This is a genomic window from Streptomyces sp. NPDC058985 (assembly GCF_042740985.1).
Taxonomy (GTDB): Bacteria; Actinomycetota; Actinomycetes; order Streptomycetales; family Streptomycetaceae; genus Streptomyces.
In genome coordinates this window covers 1-16978 of sequence record NZ_JBHYJX010000058.1, presented here as the reverse complement: position 1 = coordinate 16978, position 16978 = coordinate 1, and the positions used below count along the sequence as shown (strand labels likewise).

9 protein-coding genes are annotated in these 16978 nt (G+C 74.3%); 5 read left to right on the top strand and 4 right to left on the bottom strand.

What is annotated here, in order from left to right; all coding sequences use genetic code 11:
• Positions 1-8: 8 nt before the first annotated feature.
• Positions 9-1430: an MFS transporter gene (locus ACFW01_RS34010; protein ID WP_234956199.1), complete on the bottom strand. Its 1422-nt coding sequence runs from the start codon at positions 1428-1430 to the stop codon at positions 9-11.
• Between the two features lie 735 nt (positions 1431-2165).
• Between ACFW01_RS34010 and ACFW01_RS34005 the strand changes: the two genes are divergently transcribed.
• Both ACFW01_RS34005 and ACFW01_RS34000 read left to right on the top strand, forming a co-directional pair.
• Positions 2166-4283 carry an asparagine synthase-related protein gene (locus ACFW01_RS34005; protein WP_384510082.1) on the top strand — a complete coding sequence of 706 codons (2118 nt, stop codon included), beginning with the start codon at positions 2166-2168 and terminating at the stop codon, positions 4281-4283.
• Positions 4284-4692: 409 nt separating this feature from the next.
• Entirely contained in the window at positions 4693-7971 is a 3279-nt protein-coding gene (locus ACFW01_RS34000) for a BTAD domain-containing putative transcriptional regulator (protein WP_384510080.1), read from the top strand.
• Between the two features lie 21 nt (positions 7972-7992).
• Here ACFW01_RS34000 and ACFW01_RS33995 read toward each other — a convergent pair whose 3' ends face one another.
• Both ACFW01_RS33995 and ACFW01_RS33990 read right to left on the bottom strand, forming a co-directional pair.
• Positions 7993-9972, bottom strand: a complete 1980-nt coding sequence (locus ACFW01_RS33995) for a sigma-70 family RNA polymerase sigma factor (RefSeq protein WP_384510077.1) — start codon at positions 9970-9972, stop codon at positions 7993-7995.
• A 188-nt stretch (positions 9973-10160) separates the two neighbouring features.
• On the bottom strand, positions 10161-10973 hold the full coding sequence (locus ACFW01_RS33990; protein WP_384510074.1) for a TetR/AcrR family transcriptional regulator: 813 nt from the start codon (positions 10971-10973) through the stop codon (positions 10161-10163).
• A 373-nt stretch (positions 10974-11346) separates the two neighbouring features.
• Between ACFW01_RS33990 and ACFW01_RS33985 the strand changes: the two genes are divergently transcribed.
• Entirely contained in the window at positions 11347-12726 is a 1380-nt protein-coding gene (locus ACFW01_RS33985) for an NAD(P)/FAD-dependent oxidoreductase (RefSeq protein ID WP_384510072.1), read from the top strand.
• Between the two features lie 181 nt (positions 12727-12907).
• Positions 12908-14569 carry a SpoIIE family protein phosphatase gene (locus tag ACFW01_RS33980; RefSeq protein ID WP_234956188.1) on the top strand — a complete coding sequence of 554 codons (1662 nt, stop codon included), beginning with the start codon at positions 12908-12910 and terminating at the stop codon, positions 14567-14569.
• A 33-nt stretch (positions 14570-14602) separates the two neighbouring features.
• Here ACFW01_RS33980 and ACFW01_RS33975 read toward each other — a convergent pair whose 3' ends face one another.
• A complete protein-coding gene (locus tag ACFW01_RS33975) occupies positions 14603-15880 on the bottom strand; it encodes an MFS transporter (protein WP_384510130.1) in 1278 nt (425 codons plus the stop codon).
• A gap of 137 nt (positions 15881-16017) precedes the next feature.
• Between ACFW01_RS33975 and ACFW01_RS33970 the strand changes: the two genes are divergently transcribed.
• The gene (locus ACFW01_RS33970; RefSeq protein WP_125495612.1) at positions 16018-16566 is read left to right on the top strand and encodes a MarR family winged helix-turn-helix transcriptional regulator; all 549 of its coding nucleotides are present in this window, start codon (positions 16018-16020) and stop codon (positions 16564-16566) included.
• Positions 16567-16978 lie beyond the last annotated feature (412 nt).

The window sequence follows — 16978 nt, the reverse complement described above, 5'->3', positions numbered from 1 at the left end:
CGGCCGCGTCAGGCCGGGGTCACCAGCAGCGGCCGCGCGCGCTCGCGCAGCTCGACCACGCGCGGCTCGTCGCCGTACGGCTCCAGGCGGTGCAGGAGGTCCTTCACGTACTCGGTGGTGCGGGCCGAGGAGATGCGGCCGGCCACCTCGACCGCCCGCACGCCCTGCTCGCAGGCCGCGTCCAGATTGCCCGACTCCAGCTCGGCCACCGCCGAGACGACGAGCCTGAGGCCGTGCGAGCGTACGAACTCCTCCGTCGGTTTCGACAGGGCCTGCTCGGTGAAGCGGCGCACCTGGCGTGGCGCCTTCAGGTCGCGGTAGCACTCGGCCGCGTCGGCGGCGAACCGGTCGTAGGAGTAGAAACCCAGCCACGACGGGTCGCTGTCGCCGGGGCGGGCGCGCTCCAGCCAGCTCTCGGCGGCCTTCAGTGCGGCGCCGGCCGCCGGTGCGTCCCCCGCGCGCGCGTGGGCCCGGGCCTCCACCAGGCGGAAGAAGCTCATGGTGCGTGCCGTGGCCAGGCCCCTGTTGCGCTCCAGGGCGGCCTGGGCGAGGTCCACGCCCTCGTCCCCGAAGCCGCGGTAGGTGGCCTGCAGGGACATCGAGGCGAGGACATAGCCGCCCAGGGGGACGTCGGCCGCCGCGCGGGCCAGGCGCAGGGCCTGGATGTAGTACCGCTGGGCCGCCTCCTGCTGACCGGTGTCGAAGGCCATCCACCCGGCCAGCCGGGTCAGTTCGGCCGAGGCGCCGAACAGGGCGCGGCCGACCTCGTCGGAGTAGGAGCCGAGCAGCAGGGGTGCCGCCTCGACGCGTAAGCACTCGGGGACCATCGACGAACGCCAGTCGCCGCCCCCGTACTTGGAGTCCCAGCGGCGGGCGTCCTCGGCGGCCTCCCGGAGTTTCTGCACATCGCTGTGGCCGACTTTGAGCGGTGCGCCGGAGCCCTCGGCCGGGCCCACGTCGCGCGCCACCGAGCTGTCGGCCGGGGTTATCAGCCACCGGGAGGCGGGCGTCGCGTACGCGCTCACCGCGAAGGAACCGGCCAGCGACTGCCAGATGCCGCCCCCGGCCCGGCGGCCGGCGAGGTCGAGACGGTACAGCTCGGTGGCGGACCGCACCGCCTGGCCGACGTCCCGTGGGAAGGCGAGGCCCACTTCGGGGGCGGGATCCGCGTCCGCCAGGCCGATCTCGTGGAGCGGCACCGGGCGGCCGAGCTTCTGGCCGATGGCCGCGGCGATGAGGTGCGGTGCCGCGCCCTGCGGCACCATCCCCTTCGACACCCAGCGCGCCACCGACGTCTTGTCGTAGCGAAGTGTCAACCCGCGTTGGGCGCCGAGGTCGTTGACGCGCCGGGCGAGTCCTGCGTTGCTGATTCCCGCGAGGGCGAGAACGGCGCCGAGCTTCTCGTTCGGCCCGCGTTGCTCCCTGGACATGCGCCACCCCTCGACACAGACGGCTGCCGCGCTGGCATAACCACGCGGCATTCGTAAACCCAGCGTAGTTCGCCGGATCCCAGGCGTTAAGAGGCATTGTTCCGGATGGCGGGATTGTGGTCCGCACGCAAGTGCGGTGCGTGCACGGTCCGTTGCGGCGTGCTCCCGGTGTGTGGCCGTGCGCCCGTCCGTGCGCTCTTCTCCGGCCATCTCGGGAGCGATTCCATGGGCGGTGCGTGGGTCGGCCCGCTGTACTGGATCCAGTGGGCTGGGGGACACCGCCGCCTACATCCCCGCGGGCGGCGGACCGGCCCGGGGGGCGAGTCCCGCCTCCCGGGCCGAACGCCGGAGGGTGGGCGGGGAGCCTGTACGCAGCGTGTTCGAGTCTGTCCGCGTGTCGTCGATTTGGCTGAAAATCGTTCCTGGTATTTCGGGCGTACATCCGTCCTCACCATGGGAGTTGAGGGCGCGTGGGGGAGCCAAACGGCGCGTTGCGGGGGCGCATTCGCGTCGCTTTCGCGCCCTCGGACGGAGCGCGGACGGAGCGCGAATCGAGCACGGATCGAGCGCCGAGCGGAAGCGGAAGGGGAGTTGACGTCCTCGCGCGAGTGACCGCGAGGACGCATTCACGGGAGTCGGTGCGGCTCCGCCGCTGCTCTGTGGCGCGCCCTTCATGGCAGCATGGGGAACCAGTTCGTACGGTGCACTGGTTGTCCCCAGCCTGTGGAGGCGTCGATGCGGTGGTTGGTGGGGTGGAGCAGCGCCGCCGTGGGAGCCGCGGGGATCACCGGCGCGGCCGGCTCCGCCGGCGCCACCGGGTACGACGGCGAGACCGTGCAGCCCGTCGGCGCCCAGCCGTTGTGGGGAGACCCCGACCCTCTGTGGGCGGTCGGCGACTGGCGCCCCGACGAGGTCCGCGTCGTCGAAGCCGACCCGCAGACCCGGATCGCCGTCCTCGGCATCTGCGGCGCCTCCGACGAGCAGCTGCGGGTCGCCCTGTTCGCCGCGCGCGGCGGCGCCCTCCGGCATCTGACGGCGTGGCCCGGCAGCTACACGGCCGTCGTCCAGGTGGGGCGGCGGATCACCGTCTGCGGCGATCTCGCGGGCGCGCGGCCGGTGTTCCACACCCCCTGGTCCGGCGGCACCGCCTACGCGACCGCCGCGCTGCCCCTGGCCGACCTCGTCGAGGCCAACCTCGACTTCGGCCACCTCGCCGCGCTGCTCGCCGCGCCCGACGTGCCCGCCGCGCTGGACGACTCCACCCCCTACGACGGCGTGAAGCGCGTTCCGCCGGGGCATGCGCTGATCCTGCGCGCCGGGGCGCGCGAGATCGCCGGGTACGAGCCGGTGGCCTCGCTCGCCGTCGCGGCGCCCTCGGCCGATCCCGACCGTGCGGTGGACGGGGTGCGGGATGCCCTGGTCGAGGCCGTGCGTACGCGGCTCGCCGCGCCTCGGCACGTCCCCGGCGACGGCATCGACCCGGGACCCGTCCCGGGCATGGGGCCCGCGGAACGGCGTGCCGCGCGCGGGATGCCGGTTCCGGGGATCGGGGCCGACCTGTCCGGCGGGCCGGCCTCGGGCACGCTGGCGTTGCTGGCCGCCGGGCTGCCGGGGATGCCGGGGACCGTGCTCGGGCACGGCACCGGGGCCGGGGAGCGACTGCTGGCCGTCACCTTCAACGACCTCGCCGTGGGCGGCCAGGAGTCCGAACTGGCGCGGGCGGGCGCGCTGGCGGCCAACCCGCGACTGCACCACGTGGTGGTCACCGGCGGGGAGGACATGCTGCCCTACGCCGACCTGGACGGGCCGCTCACCGACGAACCGGGCTCGTCCCTGGTCGCGGCCGCGCGGCACCGGGCGCGGCTGGCGGCGGGCAGCGCGGACCACTTCACGGGGTACGGGGCGCGGCAGGTGCTTGACGCCCATCCGGCCCGCCTGGCCGACCTGCTGATGGACCGCAAACGGCGCCATCTCGTGCGGCCGGTCGCGGCACTGGCCAAGGCCGACGGGTCGGTGCTGGTCCCCGCGCGCGTGTACGGGGCGGCGCGACGGCTGGCGCGGACGCCGTACCGGACGGGTCTGGAGGTGCTCGCCGAGCGGCTGCTGCGGCGGCGGTTCGAGGCGCTCGGTGACGGGGCGATGGACGCGTCCCTGGCCGCGCTGACCTGGGCCGGGCCCGGGCCGGCGGCGCGGTGGCTGACCGGAGAGGCGCTGGCTGAAGTATCGGTTCGCCTCCAGACCTCGTCGCAGCGGTCGGGGGTGGGCCCCGGGCAGCGGCCGGGTGACTTCCGCGCGCGTACGGCGCTGGCGCGGCAGGCCGCGGACGTGCGGGTGCTGGAGCAGGCGGCCGAGATCCGCTTCCAGCGGCTGCACGCGCCGTTCCTCGACAACCAGGTCGTGCGCGCGTGCCGTGCCCTGCCGGAGGCGCTGCGGGTGCAGCCGGGGGCGCGGGCGTCGATTCTGCGGACGGTGCTGGAGGGGGCGGGGGTGAGCGAGCTGCCGAGCGGGTGGGGTGCGCCCACGCAGGGGCTGGCCGCGGCGGCGTCCCGGGCGGGGCTTCGGATGTCCGCGGACTCGCTGCTCGGCCTCTTCGACACGCCGTTGCTCGCGCAGGCGGGGCTGGTGGAGGCGCGGGTGGTGCGCAAGGCGGTGCGGGCGGTGGCGGCGGGCGAGGCGCTGCCGCTGGACGGGGTGGCCGACCTGGTCTCCCTGGAGCTGTGGCTGCGGCGGCTGCTGGCCCGCCGGGGCACCTGCTGGACGGGCACGCCGGCGCGGCAGCGCGCGGTACCGGGCGGGATCGCGCCGGAGCGGGGGGCGTTGGGTGGGGCGGGGGCTGTGGTGCGGCGGGGGTAGCGGCGATGCCTGCGGCGGCCTGTGCGGGTGGGGTGGGGGTGCGCGTAGCGCGGTGCGTTGCGTTGTGGGTCGGGGTCGCGCCGGAGGGTGTCCGTCCTCGGAACGGCGCGAAATCGGTCGGCCACAGAAGTGCCGTTCGTTGACGCGCCAACCGCTGCGGGCGGACACCCCCCGACACGCCCCCTTCTCGCCGTACGCGGCTCTCCGCCGTCCCAGCTGCGGGCAGTCGTGCCGCTGGGGCGGCACGGGTGGGCGCAGCGGCACCCGGCAAGCGCCGGCCCGCGACACCCACCCCCGGCCCGCACCCGCGCCGGATACCGCGTTGTGCCGGGACGTGGAACCCACCTCGTAATCCCTCCGGCGCGCGGGCCGCGTAAGCCCACCACCCGCCTCCGGCGACAATGAACCCGTGCGGTACAGAATCCTGGGGGTCACCCAGACGGAGGACCACGGCACCGTCGTCACCCCCGGCGGGCCCCGGCTCCGGACGCTGCTCGCCGCCCTCGCCCTGCGACCCGGCCAGGTCGTCACCCCCGCCACCCTGATCGACGAGGTCTGGGCGGAGGATCCGCCGAAGGACGCCCCCGCCGCCCTCCAGGCACTGGTCGGCCGTCTGCGCCGTACCGTCGGCAGGGACGCCGTCGCCTCCGCCCCCGGTGGCTACCGGCTCGACGCGACCCGGGACGACGTGGACCTGTACGTCTTCGAGCGCCTCGTACGGCACGGCACCGCCGCCCTCCAGCGCGGTGACGCCGCGGTCGCCGCCCGGCAGCTGGACGAGGCCCTCGGGCTCTGGCACGGGCCCGCCCTCGCCGACCTCCCCGACGCCGCCGCCCGCCCCGAGGCCCTGCGCCTGGAGGCGACCCGGGCCCGGATCGAGGCCGGCCTGCGCCTCGGCGACGCCCACGACGCCGTACCGCGGCTGCGGGAACTGACCGCCGCGCACCCGTACGACGAACCGCTGCACGCCCTCCTCGTCCGCGCCCTGCGCGCCGCCGGCCGCGACGCCGACGCCCTGGCCGCCTACGAGGACGCCCGGCGTGCTCTGGACGAGGGACTCGGGACCGGGCCGGGACCGCAGCTGCGCGCCCTGCACGCCGAACTGCTCGCCGCCCCCGCCGACGAACGGCGGCCGGCGCCCCCCGCGCGGACGGGCAATATCCGGCCCCGCCTGACCTCCTTCGTGGGACGCGAACGCGAACTCGACGCCATCCGTTCCGACCTGCACACGGCCCGGCTGGTCACCCTCACCGGCCCCGGCGGCTCCGGGAAGACCCGCCTCGCCGAGGAGGCCGCCGCCGCGCTCCCGCAGGCCTGGCTGGTCGAACTGGCCCCTCTCGACCGGCCCGAGGCCGTGCCCGGTGCGGTCGTCAACGCGCTCGGGCTGCGCGAGACCGTCCTGGTGAGCAGCGACCGGGGCGCCGTCCCGCACGACCCCGTCGCCCTGCTCGTCGAGTACTGCTCGGCTCGCGACCTGCTTCTCGTCCTCGACAACTGCGAACACGTCATCGAAGCGGTGGCCCGGCTCGCCGAGACGCTGCTGACCCGCTGCCCCGGCCTCACCGTCCTCGCCACCAGCCGTGAACCGCTCGGCGTCCCGGGCGAGTCGGTGCGCCCGGTCGAGCCGCTCACCCCGGACCAGGCCCAGCGCCTCTTCGCCGCCCGCGCGGCCGCCGTACGGCCCGACGCCGGGACCCTGCTGCGGGACGAGACCGCGGTCGCCGAGATCTGCCGCCGACTGGACGGGCTCCCCCTCGCGATCGAGCTGGCCGTGGCCCGCCTGCGGGTGCTCACGCCCCGGGAGATCGCCGACCGGCTCGACGACCGCTTCCGGCTGCTGACCTCCGGCAGCCGCACCGTCCTGCCCCGCCAGCAGACCCTGCGGGCGGTGGTCGACTGGTCCTGGGACCTCCTCGACGACGCCGAACGGACCATGCTGTGCCAGCTGTCCGTCTTCGCCGGCGGCTGGGAGCTGGACGCCGCCGAGGCCGTCGGCACCGGGCCCGCGGCCGACCTCGTCGGGGCCCTCGTCGACAAGTCCCTCGTCGTCGCCGCCCCCGGCACCCAAGGCGCCATGCGCTACCGCATGCTGGAGACCATCCACGAGTACGCCGGCGAACGCGCTGCCGAGGTGCCCGGGCTGCGCGCCGCCGCCGAAAGGGCCCACCGCGCGTGGGCACGCGCGCTGGTCGAGAAGGCCGACCCGCAGCTGCGGTCCGCCGGGCAGCTGCCCTGGATCGCCCGTCTGGAGACCGAGCACGACAACATCCGCGCGGCCCTCGACCGCACCCTCGACGCCGGTGACGAGCGGGAGGCCGCCGCCCTCGCCCTCGCCATGGGGTGGTTCTGGTGGCTGCGCAACTACCGGCACGAGGGCGTCCGGTGGTTCGACCGGACGCTGCGTCTCGGAGCCGCCCTGGACGCGGGCGGTGGGGAGGTGCCTACGCCGGACGTCCTCGCCCGCCGTACGGCCGCCGCCGATCCCGTGGACGCCCTCCTCGCCGTACCGGAGGGCGACACTCGGCACCCGCTGCACTCCCTGCGCATGCAGGTGCGGATGATGCACCTCCTCCTCACCTTCGAGGCCGGGCCGGGGGAGGGGCGGCTGGACGAGCGGATGCGCCGGTACGTCGTCCGGGTGCGGGACCACTTCGCCGCGGGAGGCCCGGAAGCGGCCCGGGTACCCGGCCTCATCTGGCCGTTGACCCAGTTCTTCGTCAGCGACTCCGGCGACGTGCGCGAGGCCATGGACGCCTGCGTCGCCAACTGCCGCGCCTACGGGGGCGAATGGGAGACCGCCGCCGGCCTCATGTTCCGCACGCTCTCGGTGGTCGACTCCTCCGGGGGCCTGGCCGGCGTCGACGAGGACCTGGCGGAACTGCGCGTGCTCAGCCGCCGGATCGGCGACCGCCTGGTGGAGGCCCAGGTGTGCAGCGCCTTCGGCGAGCACGCCATGGTCGGCGGCCGCTACGAGGAGGCCAGGGCCGAGTACGAGGAAGCGCTGCGGCTCGCCGACGAGGTGGGCGCCTTCGCGGAGTCGCCCCTCCTCATCGCCCGGCTCGCCGAAATCGCCTACCGCTCGGGGGACCGCGACACGGCGCTCACCGTGCTCGACCGGGCCGGCGCCGCCGCCGACCGGTACGGCGTCGTGGACTCCAAGGCGTTCGTCCTGATGCTGCGGGCCGGACTCGCGGTGGAGGACGCGGACTTCGCGCGCGGGCGTGCCCTGTGCGAGGCGGCCCGCGAGGAGTGCGTGCGGGGGACGCCCCCACCGCAGTTCCTGGCGATGCTGGGGCTGGTGGACGCCCTCGTGACGGCGGGCGAGTCGGGGCCGCGCGAGGGGCTGCCGCTGCTGGTGGAGACCTTCCGGACGGCCGTGCGCAAGCGGTGCGCCGACCTGGTCCTGGCGGCCCTCGTGGACGGCTCGGCCGAACTGCTGTGCCGCCTCGGCGACCACGCCCGGTCGGCACGGCTGCTCGGCGCGGCCGCGCACTGGCGCGGCGACCGTCCGCGCCCCATGCCCGACCGCGCGCACGCCGAGCGGGCCGGGGCCGCCGCCCGTACCGCCCTCGGCGGTGAGCGGTACGCAGCCGAGCAGGCCGAAGGCGCCGCCCTCACCCCGGGCGACGTCCTGGGCGAACTGGACGAGGCGGTGCGCGACCTCCGGCCGCGGCAGCCGGTCCCGTAGAGCGCGGGGTGGGGCGGGGCGCTACGCGCAGGTGAAGCGTGACCGCGCCCAGTCCGCCGGCACCGCCGAGTCGAGCGGCCCGTGCGGCTCGGTCACCAGGCGTACGGTCTCGCGCCCCGAGACGTCCACATGGACGGGCACCGCCGGGTCACCGCCCTCGACCGCCCCGGAGTTCCACAGCCGGACCCCGTCGGCGAACACCGAGAAGTGGACCTTGCCGAGCTTCATCGTCAGGTCGTCGACGCCGGCCAGCGCCTCGTAGGACGAGCAGGAGCGGTTGAGGTCGATGGTGACGGAGGAGCGGCCGTGCACGGTGACGCCGTGCGCGTACCGCACGCCGCCGATCGACAGTGCGGAGCGCTGCCACACCCAACTGCTCTCGGCCAGCCGCATCTCGGGCCGGGTGCCGTCACCGGTCACGTCGTACGCCAGCTCGTTCCACTGGTAGACGGTCCGGGTGGGTGGGGGCGGTGACGCGGGTGGTGGGGGTGTGGGGGAGGGAGAGGGTGCGGGGGACGACGGGGTCGGAGTCGGGGTGGGCGTGGGCTTCGGGGTGGGGGTCGGCTTCGGTGTCCGGGGCGGTTCAGGCGTCGGGGTGGGGGTCGGGGCCGGCTCGGGGGCGGCCGCCGGGGGCTGGGCGCGGGGTGGGCGCGGAGTGGGCGTGGGGGAGTCGGGGGCGGGCTGGGCCACCGGTGAGGAGGCGGGCGGGGCGGCCTTCGAGGGACGGTCCGCCGGCTCGTCGTCGCCGGCCAGCGCGAAGACCAGCGCCGCCGCGGCGGCCACCGCCACCACACCGGCCGCGATACCCGCCTTCACCGGCGCGCCCAGCCCTTCGGAGGCCGCGGCACCGCCGCCCGCGCCGCCGCCACCCGCGCCGCCGGACGTACCACCGGCCGCCGCCGCACCCGCCGCGCCGACGCCCGCCCCGCCGGCGACGATCCCGGCCGCCTTGGCGTACCCGGCGGCGCCGAACCAGCCGATGACGGCGACCGGCACCACGGCGGGGATGCCGCTCGCGACCTCCTCGATCTGAGTGGCGGCCAGCCGGCACCGCGCGCACTCCTCCAAGTGCTTGCGCAGCCCGCGTTCGGCCCGGACGCGCAGCCTGCCGCGCGCGTACGTGCCGAGCTGGTCGGCGTAGCGGGCGCACTCCTCGTCGCCGGTGAGGGTGTCGCTGACGTGGGCCTGGAGGTAGGCCTGCTTCAGACCCTCGCGGGCGCGGCTGGCGAGTACCCGGGTGCCGTTGGCGTCCAGCCCGAAGAGCAGGGCCACCTCGCTCGGGGACTCGTCCTCGACCTCGGTGTGCCACAGCACGGCCTGCCACCGCTCGGGCAGCGACCGGAAGGCCCGCATCGCCATCGACTGCTCGGCCTGGTGCATGGCCCGGACGTCGGCGCCCAGCTCCAGGGTGTCGTCGTCCGGGACTTCGGTGGTCCGCGCGGACTGCGCGGCGAACACGGCGAAGTCGTCGACCAGCTGCTCCCGCCCGGCCGACCGCGTCCAGCCCGCGGCGACCCGCCGGACCGCGGTGAGCAGGTAGGCGCGCACGGCGTGCTCGGGACCCGAACCCCCGCGCACCGCCTGGAGCATGCGGGCGAAGACCTCGGCGGTGAGGTCGTCGGCGGTGTGGGCGTCGCGGCAGCAGGTGCGCGCGTACCGGCGTACCGCGTCCGCGTGGCGCCGGAACAGCTCCTCGTAGGCCGTGTCGTCGCCCGCGCGCATGCCCTCGATCAGCTCGGCGTCGGACGACGGGACCTCGCGCGGCGGCGGCAGGACGCTGTCCTCGTGCAGTTCGCGCTGGGCCGGGACGCCGGACCCCGCCGGAGGGCCGGCCTCCGTACCCTCACCCGGGCCGGGCCGACCCGCGTCCGCCGGACCGCCGCCCCACGGGGACCTGGCCCGTCCACCCTGGCCCGGCACCTGTGGCGAGTCGGCGGGTCCCGTGTCACCGGGCCCGCCTTCGCCGTCACCGAGTGACCCGCCCCGCCCGTCAACGCTCATCGCGGAATGCCCCCGCCGCCTGCCCAGCCAGTCCGAACACGGCGCCAGAGTGCCATATTGGCTTTTGTTCAGGACCTCCTTGTGCCGATCACCACTCGTCCGTGGGGATGTGCCGCGCGGCGGTCATGACGCTCAGCCGTTCGGGGAAGGAGAAGTACCTTGGCCCCTGCCCCGACGGCCGCGGCGGTTCAGGCGGGACGCGACCGCAGTCCCTCCAGCAGGATGTCCAGCAGCCGGGCCGAGGCCGCCGCCTGCTGCGCCGGGTCCGGCAGCGAGGGCGCGGCCGTGGCTATCACCAGCAGCACGTCCGACACCGAGACGCCCGGCCGCAGTTCGCCCGCCGCACGGGCCCGCTCCACGAGCCGGCCCACGACCTCCAGCAGCGCCGCCGCACCGTGATCGACCTCCACGGACGCCGCGGCATCGGCCGGCGCACCGGCAGGACCGGGCTCCTCCGACACCAGCCGCAGCTCGCCCGAGCCCGGCTGTATCCGCTGCTGCGGCACCCGCGGCTCACCGGCCGGAACGGCGGCGCCGTCACCGCCCGCACCGTCGTCGGCGGATTCCGACACCCCGACCCGCAGCACCTGCGGCGGCAGCAGCCGGCCGGCGCCCGAGGCCACCGACGTACGCAGGAAGCGGGACAGCGCCGACCACGGTTCGTCCTCCTGCCCGAGCGCCGTCCGGGCCTGGTCGGTCAGCCGCGCCGTCTCCTCCTCGGCTATCCGCCGGACCAGCACGTCCTTGCTCGGAAAGCGCCGGTACACGGTGCCGACACCGACCCGGGCGCGCCGCGCCACGTCCTCCATGGGCGCGCCGTAACCCAGCTCGCCGAAGACCTCGCGGGCCGCGCGCAGGACGTGCTCCAGATTGCGCTGGGCGTCCACGCGCAACGGAGCGTTCCGTGCCGCGTCCCCGCGTGCGCCACCCGCCGCCGCACTCGTCGCGCCACCGGGCGCGACAGCCGACGCGGACGACCAATGAGAGTCCTGAACATGCATAGACAATCCCCCGGTAATGACGTCTCCCCCCGGAGACTCTCCCCGCCATCGAATGCCGGAGTGTGCGGAACTGGCCCCTTCCGCGGTCCGCCCGTCGCGGACCCGGTGAGCGCATCCCCCTGCACCCCGTCGGAAAGAACATAGTTGAGCGGGGGTCAATTCAGAAGGGGCACGTTCCGCCCGGAGGGCCCCCCGATCGGAGCACGGATCGCATACGCCCCGAATGTGCCGCCTGCCACCCCCACCTCCACCCCCGCTGACCTGCACGACCGCGCCTCACCACGGCCCCGCGGCCGTGGCCGGGCCTTCGCGATCTCCGGTCACACAAATCGACGAGCCTGTGGACAAACGCAAGCGCCGGGTGCGTCATGGGATGGTGAAGGAACGTGCGCGCATTCTCGTTGTCGGCGGTGGCTACGTCGGGATGTACACGGCCCTGCGGCTGCAGCGGAACCTCAGGGGTGAACTCCGGCGGGGCGACGTGGAGATCACGGTCGTCACCCCCGACCCCTACATGACGTACCAGCCCTTCCTGCCCGAGGCGGCGGCCGGCTCCATCTCCCCGCGGCACGTCGTCGTGCCCCTGCGCCGCCTCCTCGGCCAGTGCCGCCTCGTCATCGGCGAGGCCCGGTCCATCGACCACACGACACGCACCGCCACCATCACCACCCTCGCCACCGACGAGGAGAGCACCGGCGCCCGCCGGCTGACCTACGACGAACTCGTCCTCGCGCCCGGCTCGGTCTCCCGCACCCTGCCCGTCCCCGGCCTCGCCGACCACGGTGTCGGCTTCAAGACCCTCGAGGAGGCCATCGGCCTGCGCAACCACGTCCTCGAACAGATGGACATCGCCTCCTCCACCCGCGACCCCGCCATCCGCGACGCCGCCCTCACCTTCGTGTTCGTCGGCGGCGGCTACGCGGGCGTGGAGGCCCTGGGCGAGCTGGAGGACATGGCCCGCTACGCCGCGCGGTACTACCACAACGTCACCCCCGAGGACATGAAGTGGATCCTCGTCGAGGCCTCGGGCCGCATCCTGCCCGAGGTCGGCGAGGACCTGGGCCGCTACACGGTGACCGAACTGCGCCGCCGCAACATCGACGTACGCCTGGACACCCGCCTGGACTCCTGCGCCGACCGCGTCGCCGTCCTCAGCGACGGCTCCCGCTTCCCCACCCGTACGGTCGTCTGGACGGCCGGCGTCAAACCCCACCCGGTCCTCGCCGCCACCGACCTGCCCCTCGACGACCGCGGCCGCCTCATCTGCACCGCCCACCTGTCGGTCGACGGCGCCCCGCACGCGTGGGCCGCGGGAGACGCCGCCGCCGTCCCGGACGTCACCGCGTCCGGCCCCGCGCGGGAATGCGCCCCCAACGCCCAGCACGCCGTCCGCCAGGCCAGGGTCCTCGCCGACAACGTCACGCACGCCCTGCGCGGCGAGCCCCTCGACACGTACGCGCACACTTACGCCGGTTCCGTCGCCTCCCTCGGCTTCCACAAGGGCGTCGCGCACGTCTACGGACGCAAGCTGAAGGGCTACCCCGCGTGGTTCATGCACCGCGCGTACCACCTCAGCCGCGTCCCCACCGTCAACCGCAAGGCACGCGTGCTGGCCGAATGGGCCCTCGCCGGACTCTTCAAACGGGAGATCGTCTCCCTGGGCTCACTCGAACATCCCCGAGCGGAGTTCGAACTCGCGGCCGGTGGAAAGCCTTCCCAGGAACCGCCGCACAACCCGAAGGGGTCGTCCTGACCGGAGTCCGGAACTCCCCCGCCGACTGAGGCGTCTGACGGATGTCGGCCAGGCCGGCACCCTGCCAGACTGGTCCACCACCGCGGGCGCGCCGCCGCCCGCCCCGCGCGGCCCCCGGGGCCACGGCCGGTCCCGGCCGTCCCGGTCTCCGGCCGCCGACAACTACACTAGGCAAGGATTCGTGAACTTCACGCGCTGGAGCGCCCGACTCCCCGGAACGCAGCGCCGCGCCGCAGCGCGGACCGACCCGACGGTCTCCCCCGACCGGCGGAGCGACGGCTCCGTACCCGCCGCCCGCGTCGAGCAGCTGACCGAGGAGGCCCCGCCCGCCCCCGCCGTGGACGACCTGCCCGTACGCGACGTCCTCGACCGCGTCCCGGCCCTCGTCGCCCTCGTGTACGGCCCCGAACACCGCCTCGCCTACGTCAACGACGCCTACGTCGCCGCCTTCGGCATGCGCGACCTGGGCGAACGCGCCCGCGAGGCCCTCCCCGAGCTGGACGAGCCGGGCCTCTTCCCGCTCCTGGACCAGGTCCAGCGCAGCGGCCGGCCCCGCACCCTCAAGTCCCGCAAGGCCCCCGACGGCCGCTCCTACACCTTCACCTGCACCCCGGTCACCGAGCGCGACAAGGGCAGCGGCGACCACGGTGACCGCGGCGTTCTCGTCTTCGCCACCGACGTCACCGACCACGCCGAGGCCGCGGCCCGCCTCCGCGCGAGCGAAAGCCGCCAGCGCGAAACCGCCGTCACCCTCCAGCGCTCCCTGCTCCCACAGGAACTGGAGGAGCCCGACGACCTGCGCGTCGCCGCCACCTACCACCCCGGCGGCACCGAGGCCGCGGTCGGCGGCGACTGGTACGACGTGATCACCCTCGGCGGCGGCCGCACCGCCCTGGTCATCGGCGACGTCATGGGCAGAGGCGTCCGCGCGGCGGCCGTCATGGGCCAGCTCCGTACGGCGGTCAGGGCCTACGCCCGCCTCGACCTCCCCCCGCACGAGGTGCTCCAGCTCCTCGACGGCCTCGCCACCGAGATCGACGCCAACCAGATCGCGACCTGCGTCTACGCCATCCACGACCCCAACGAGGGCCGGCTGGTCTACGCGTCCGCCGGGCACCTGCCCATCCTGGTCCGCGACGAGAACGGCACCGTCCAGCGCGCTGACGAGCCCACCGGCCCCCCGCTCGGCACCGGCGGCTGGGTGCACACGTCCGGCTCGATCTCCCTGACCCCCGGCTCCACCGCCGTCCTCTACACCGACGGCCTGGTGGAACGCCGCGACGAGGACCTGGACGAGGGCATCGCCGCCCTGGAGCGCGCCCTGTCCGGCGCGACCGGCACCCCGCAGGTGATCTGCGACCGCCTGGTCCGCTCCGCCGGCGTCACCCCGGACCACGACGACGACGTCGCCGTCCTGGTCCTCCAGCATCCCGCACGCACCGGCGCGGACGCCGAACTGTTCCGCAACGCCGCCCTCGAACTGCTCGGCGGCGTGGAGGCGGCCCCACGCGCGCGTGCCTTCGCCTCCGGCGTCCTGACCAGCTGGCGCTTCCCCACCGACCTGCACGACCTGGGCGTCCTGGCCACCAGCGAACTGGTCGCCAACTCCCTCCAGCACGGCACGCCGCCCATGCGGCTGCGCCTGCGCCGCACCGACCGCCGCCTGATCATCGAGGTCACCGACGGCGACGACCACCTGCCCAGGCGCCGCCGCGCGGAGCCCGGGGACGAGTCCGGCCGGGGCATCGCCATCGTCGCGACCATCGCCACCAACTGGGGGTCCCGGCGCACACCCGGCGGCGGCAAGGCCGTCTGGTGCGAGTTCGTCCTGCCGAAGCCGTGACGGACCGGAGTCCGCCACGGCTTCACACCCGGCTCACGCCTCCGCGGCCGCCACCGCGTCCGCGGGCGTCCGGCCCTGCGTGACCACCCGGCTCCGAGCCAGCGACGGCTGATTCTGAACGTCGGTCAGCTGCCGCCCCAACCGCACCGCCAGCACTGTGATGCCCAGCGAGAAGAACAGGAACGCCACGATGTACGGCGCGTGCAGCGAGGCCCCGAGCGGCCCGCCGACCGCCGGCCCGATCGCCAGCGCGAGCTGCTTCACCAGGGCGAAGGCGGAGTTGTACTGCCCGGCGAGACCGGTCGGCGCCAGGTCCGCGACCAGCGGGGCCAGCGTCGGCGACAGCATCGCCTCACCCAGCCCGAACAGCGCGTACGTCGAGATGAAGGCGGCCGTCGCCATCGTCTGGCTGCCGTGCCCGAGCCCGGCGTACCCGGCCACGGCCCACGCCACGGCCCAGATCAGACCCACGGCGGCGATCACGCGCGACCGCTTCCGCCGCTCCACGAACTTCAGCACCGCGAACTGCGCGATCACGATCATCAGCGTGTTCGCGGCCAGCGCCGTCCCCAGCGCGGACGTGGTGATCCCGGCGGCCTCGACGCCGTACGCGCTCAGCCCCGACTCGAACTGTCCGTAGCAGGCGAAGAACAGCACGAAGCCCAGCACGCACAGCTGCACCATCGCGCGGTTGCCGAGCAGCTGCTTCCAGCTGCCCCCGGCGGCCTGGCCCGGGACGGCCTCGACATGCGGGGCCCGCGGCACCCGCACGGTGGCCATCACCGCGACCAGCACCAGGAACATGGCCGCCTCGATCGCGAACAGCAGCGTGAAGGACGAGGCGCTGGTGGTGTCGACCAGGTGGCCGCCGATGAGTCCGCCGACGCCGAGTCCCAGATTCTGCAGGAAGAACTGCATGGCGAAGGCCCGTGACCGGGTCTCCGTCGTGGAGCAGTCCACGATCATCGTCGCGAGCGCCGGCTGCATCACGGCCTGCCCCGCGCCCAGCGCGGCGGCGGACAGCAGCACGGTGGCCGCCGAGGCAGAGAGCCCCAGGCTCAGCGCACCGAGCGCGGCGGTGACCAGGGCGATGAGCAGCACCGGCAGCGGGCCCCGCCGGACGATGGCCCGCCCGGCGAACGGCAGCACGATCAGCGCGGCCACCGCGAAGACGGCGAGCACGAGACCCGCCGTCATGGAGCCGAGCCCCCGGACCTGCGCCACATAGACGTACAGGTAGGGGACGGTGAAGCCGAGTCCGAACGCGCTGAGTGCGTTGCCCACGTGAATCCGGCGCATCGCGGCGCCCATTGCCCTGGTCACGTTCACCCTCTCTTGGGTCGATCGCTCCAGCCGTTAGAGCTGAAGACTTAGAAGCTAAAGTTCGAAGGTAAAGAGTACATAGTGAAGGACTTCGAGGCAAAGGAGCGGCGTGCCATACTGCGGCCATGGGCGACACCTCCGGCGCCGGCGAACCGCCACTCGAAGAACAGATCGCCGCCTATCAGCGCGAGTTCCAGGGCCTCGACCCCCAGGTCGAGAAGATCGTCTCGGCGCTGTCCCGCCTCAACCGCCGCATGAACGTCGCGTACGGCCGGCAGACCGCCGAGCTGGGCATCAGCAACACCGACTGGGAAGTACTCAAGGCGCTGGTCCTCTCCGGCGCCCCCTACCGGCTGGGCCCCGGCGACCTCGCCAAGCGTCTCGGCCTGACCCCCGCGGCGATGACCCACCGCATCGACCGCATGGTGACCGAGGGCCTGGTCACCCGGGAGCGCGACGAGTCGAACCGGGTCCGCGTCATCGTCGAGCTGACGTCGGAGGGGCGCGAGAAGTGGCTGGAGGCCATGCGCCTCGCCTCGGTCTTCGAGGAGGACCTGCTCCAGGACCTCTCCCCGGACGACCGGACCGCGCTCGGCGAGGTGCTCACCCGCCTCCTGCGCCGGGTCGAGCACGCCCAGCCCGACGCGGGCGGTCGGCTCAGCGACCTCGAATAAAGATCTTGACAGAGATGGTTGACAGCCCCCTACGGGGTCCGTACACTTCTTCGGGTTGCCACGGCACCGTAACGGTTCTGCGGTAGCACCTCCGCCGCAGCAGCGGCACCCAAACCACCAGCACGAGCCCCCAGTGGGAATGGCTTCGGCATGTCCGAATTCAATTCCGATTGTCGCTCGACGGCCCGGTAGCCCCCGATTGGGAAACACCGAGACGGTCCGCTAAGGTTTGAGACGTCGGAACGGCCCGAGGGCCGGGAAGACAACCCCCTCTGACGGGGAATCAGAGCCCGAAAGGATCTGATAGAGTCGGAACCGCCGGAAAGGGAAACGCGAAAGCGGGAACCTGGAAAGCACCGAGGAAATCGGATCGGAAAGATCTGATAGAGTCGGAAACGCAAGACCGAAGGGA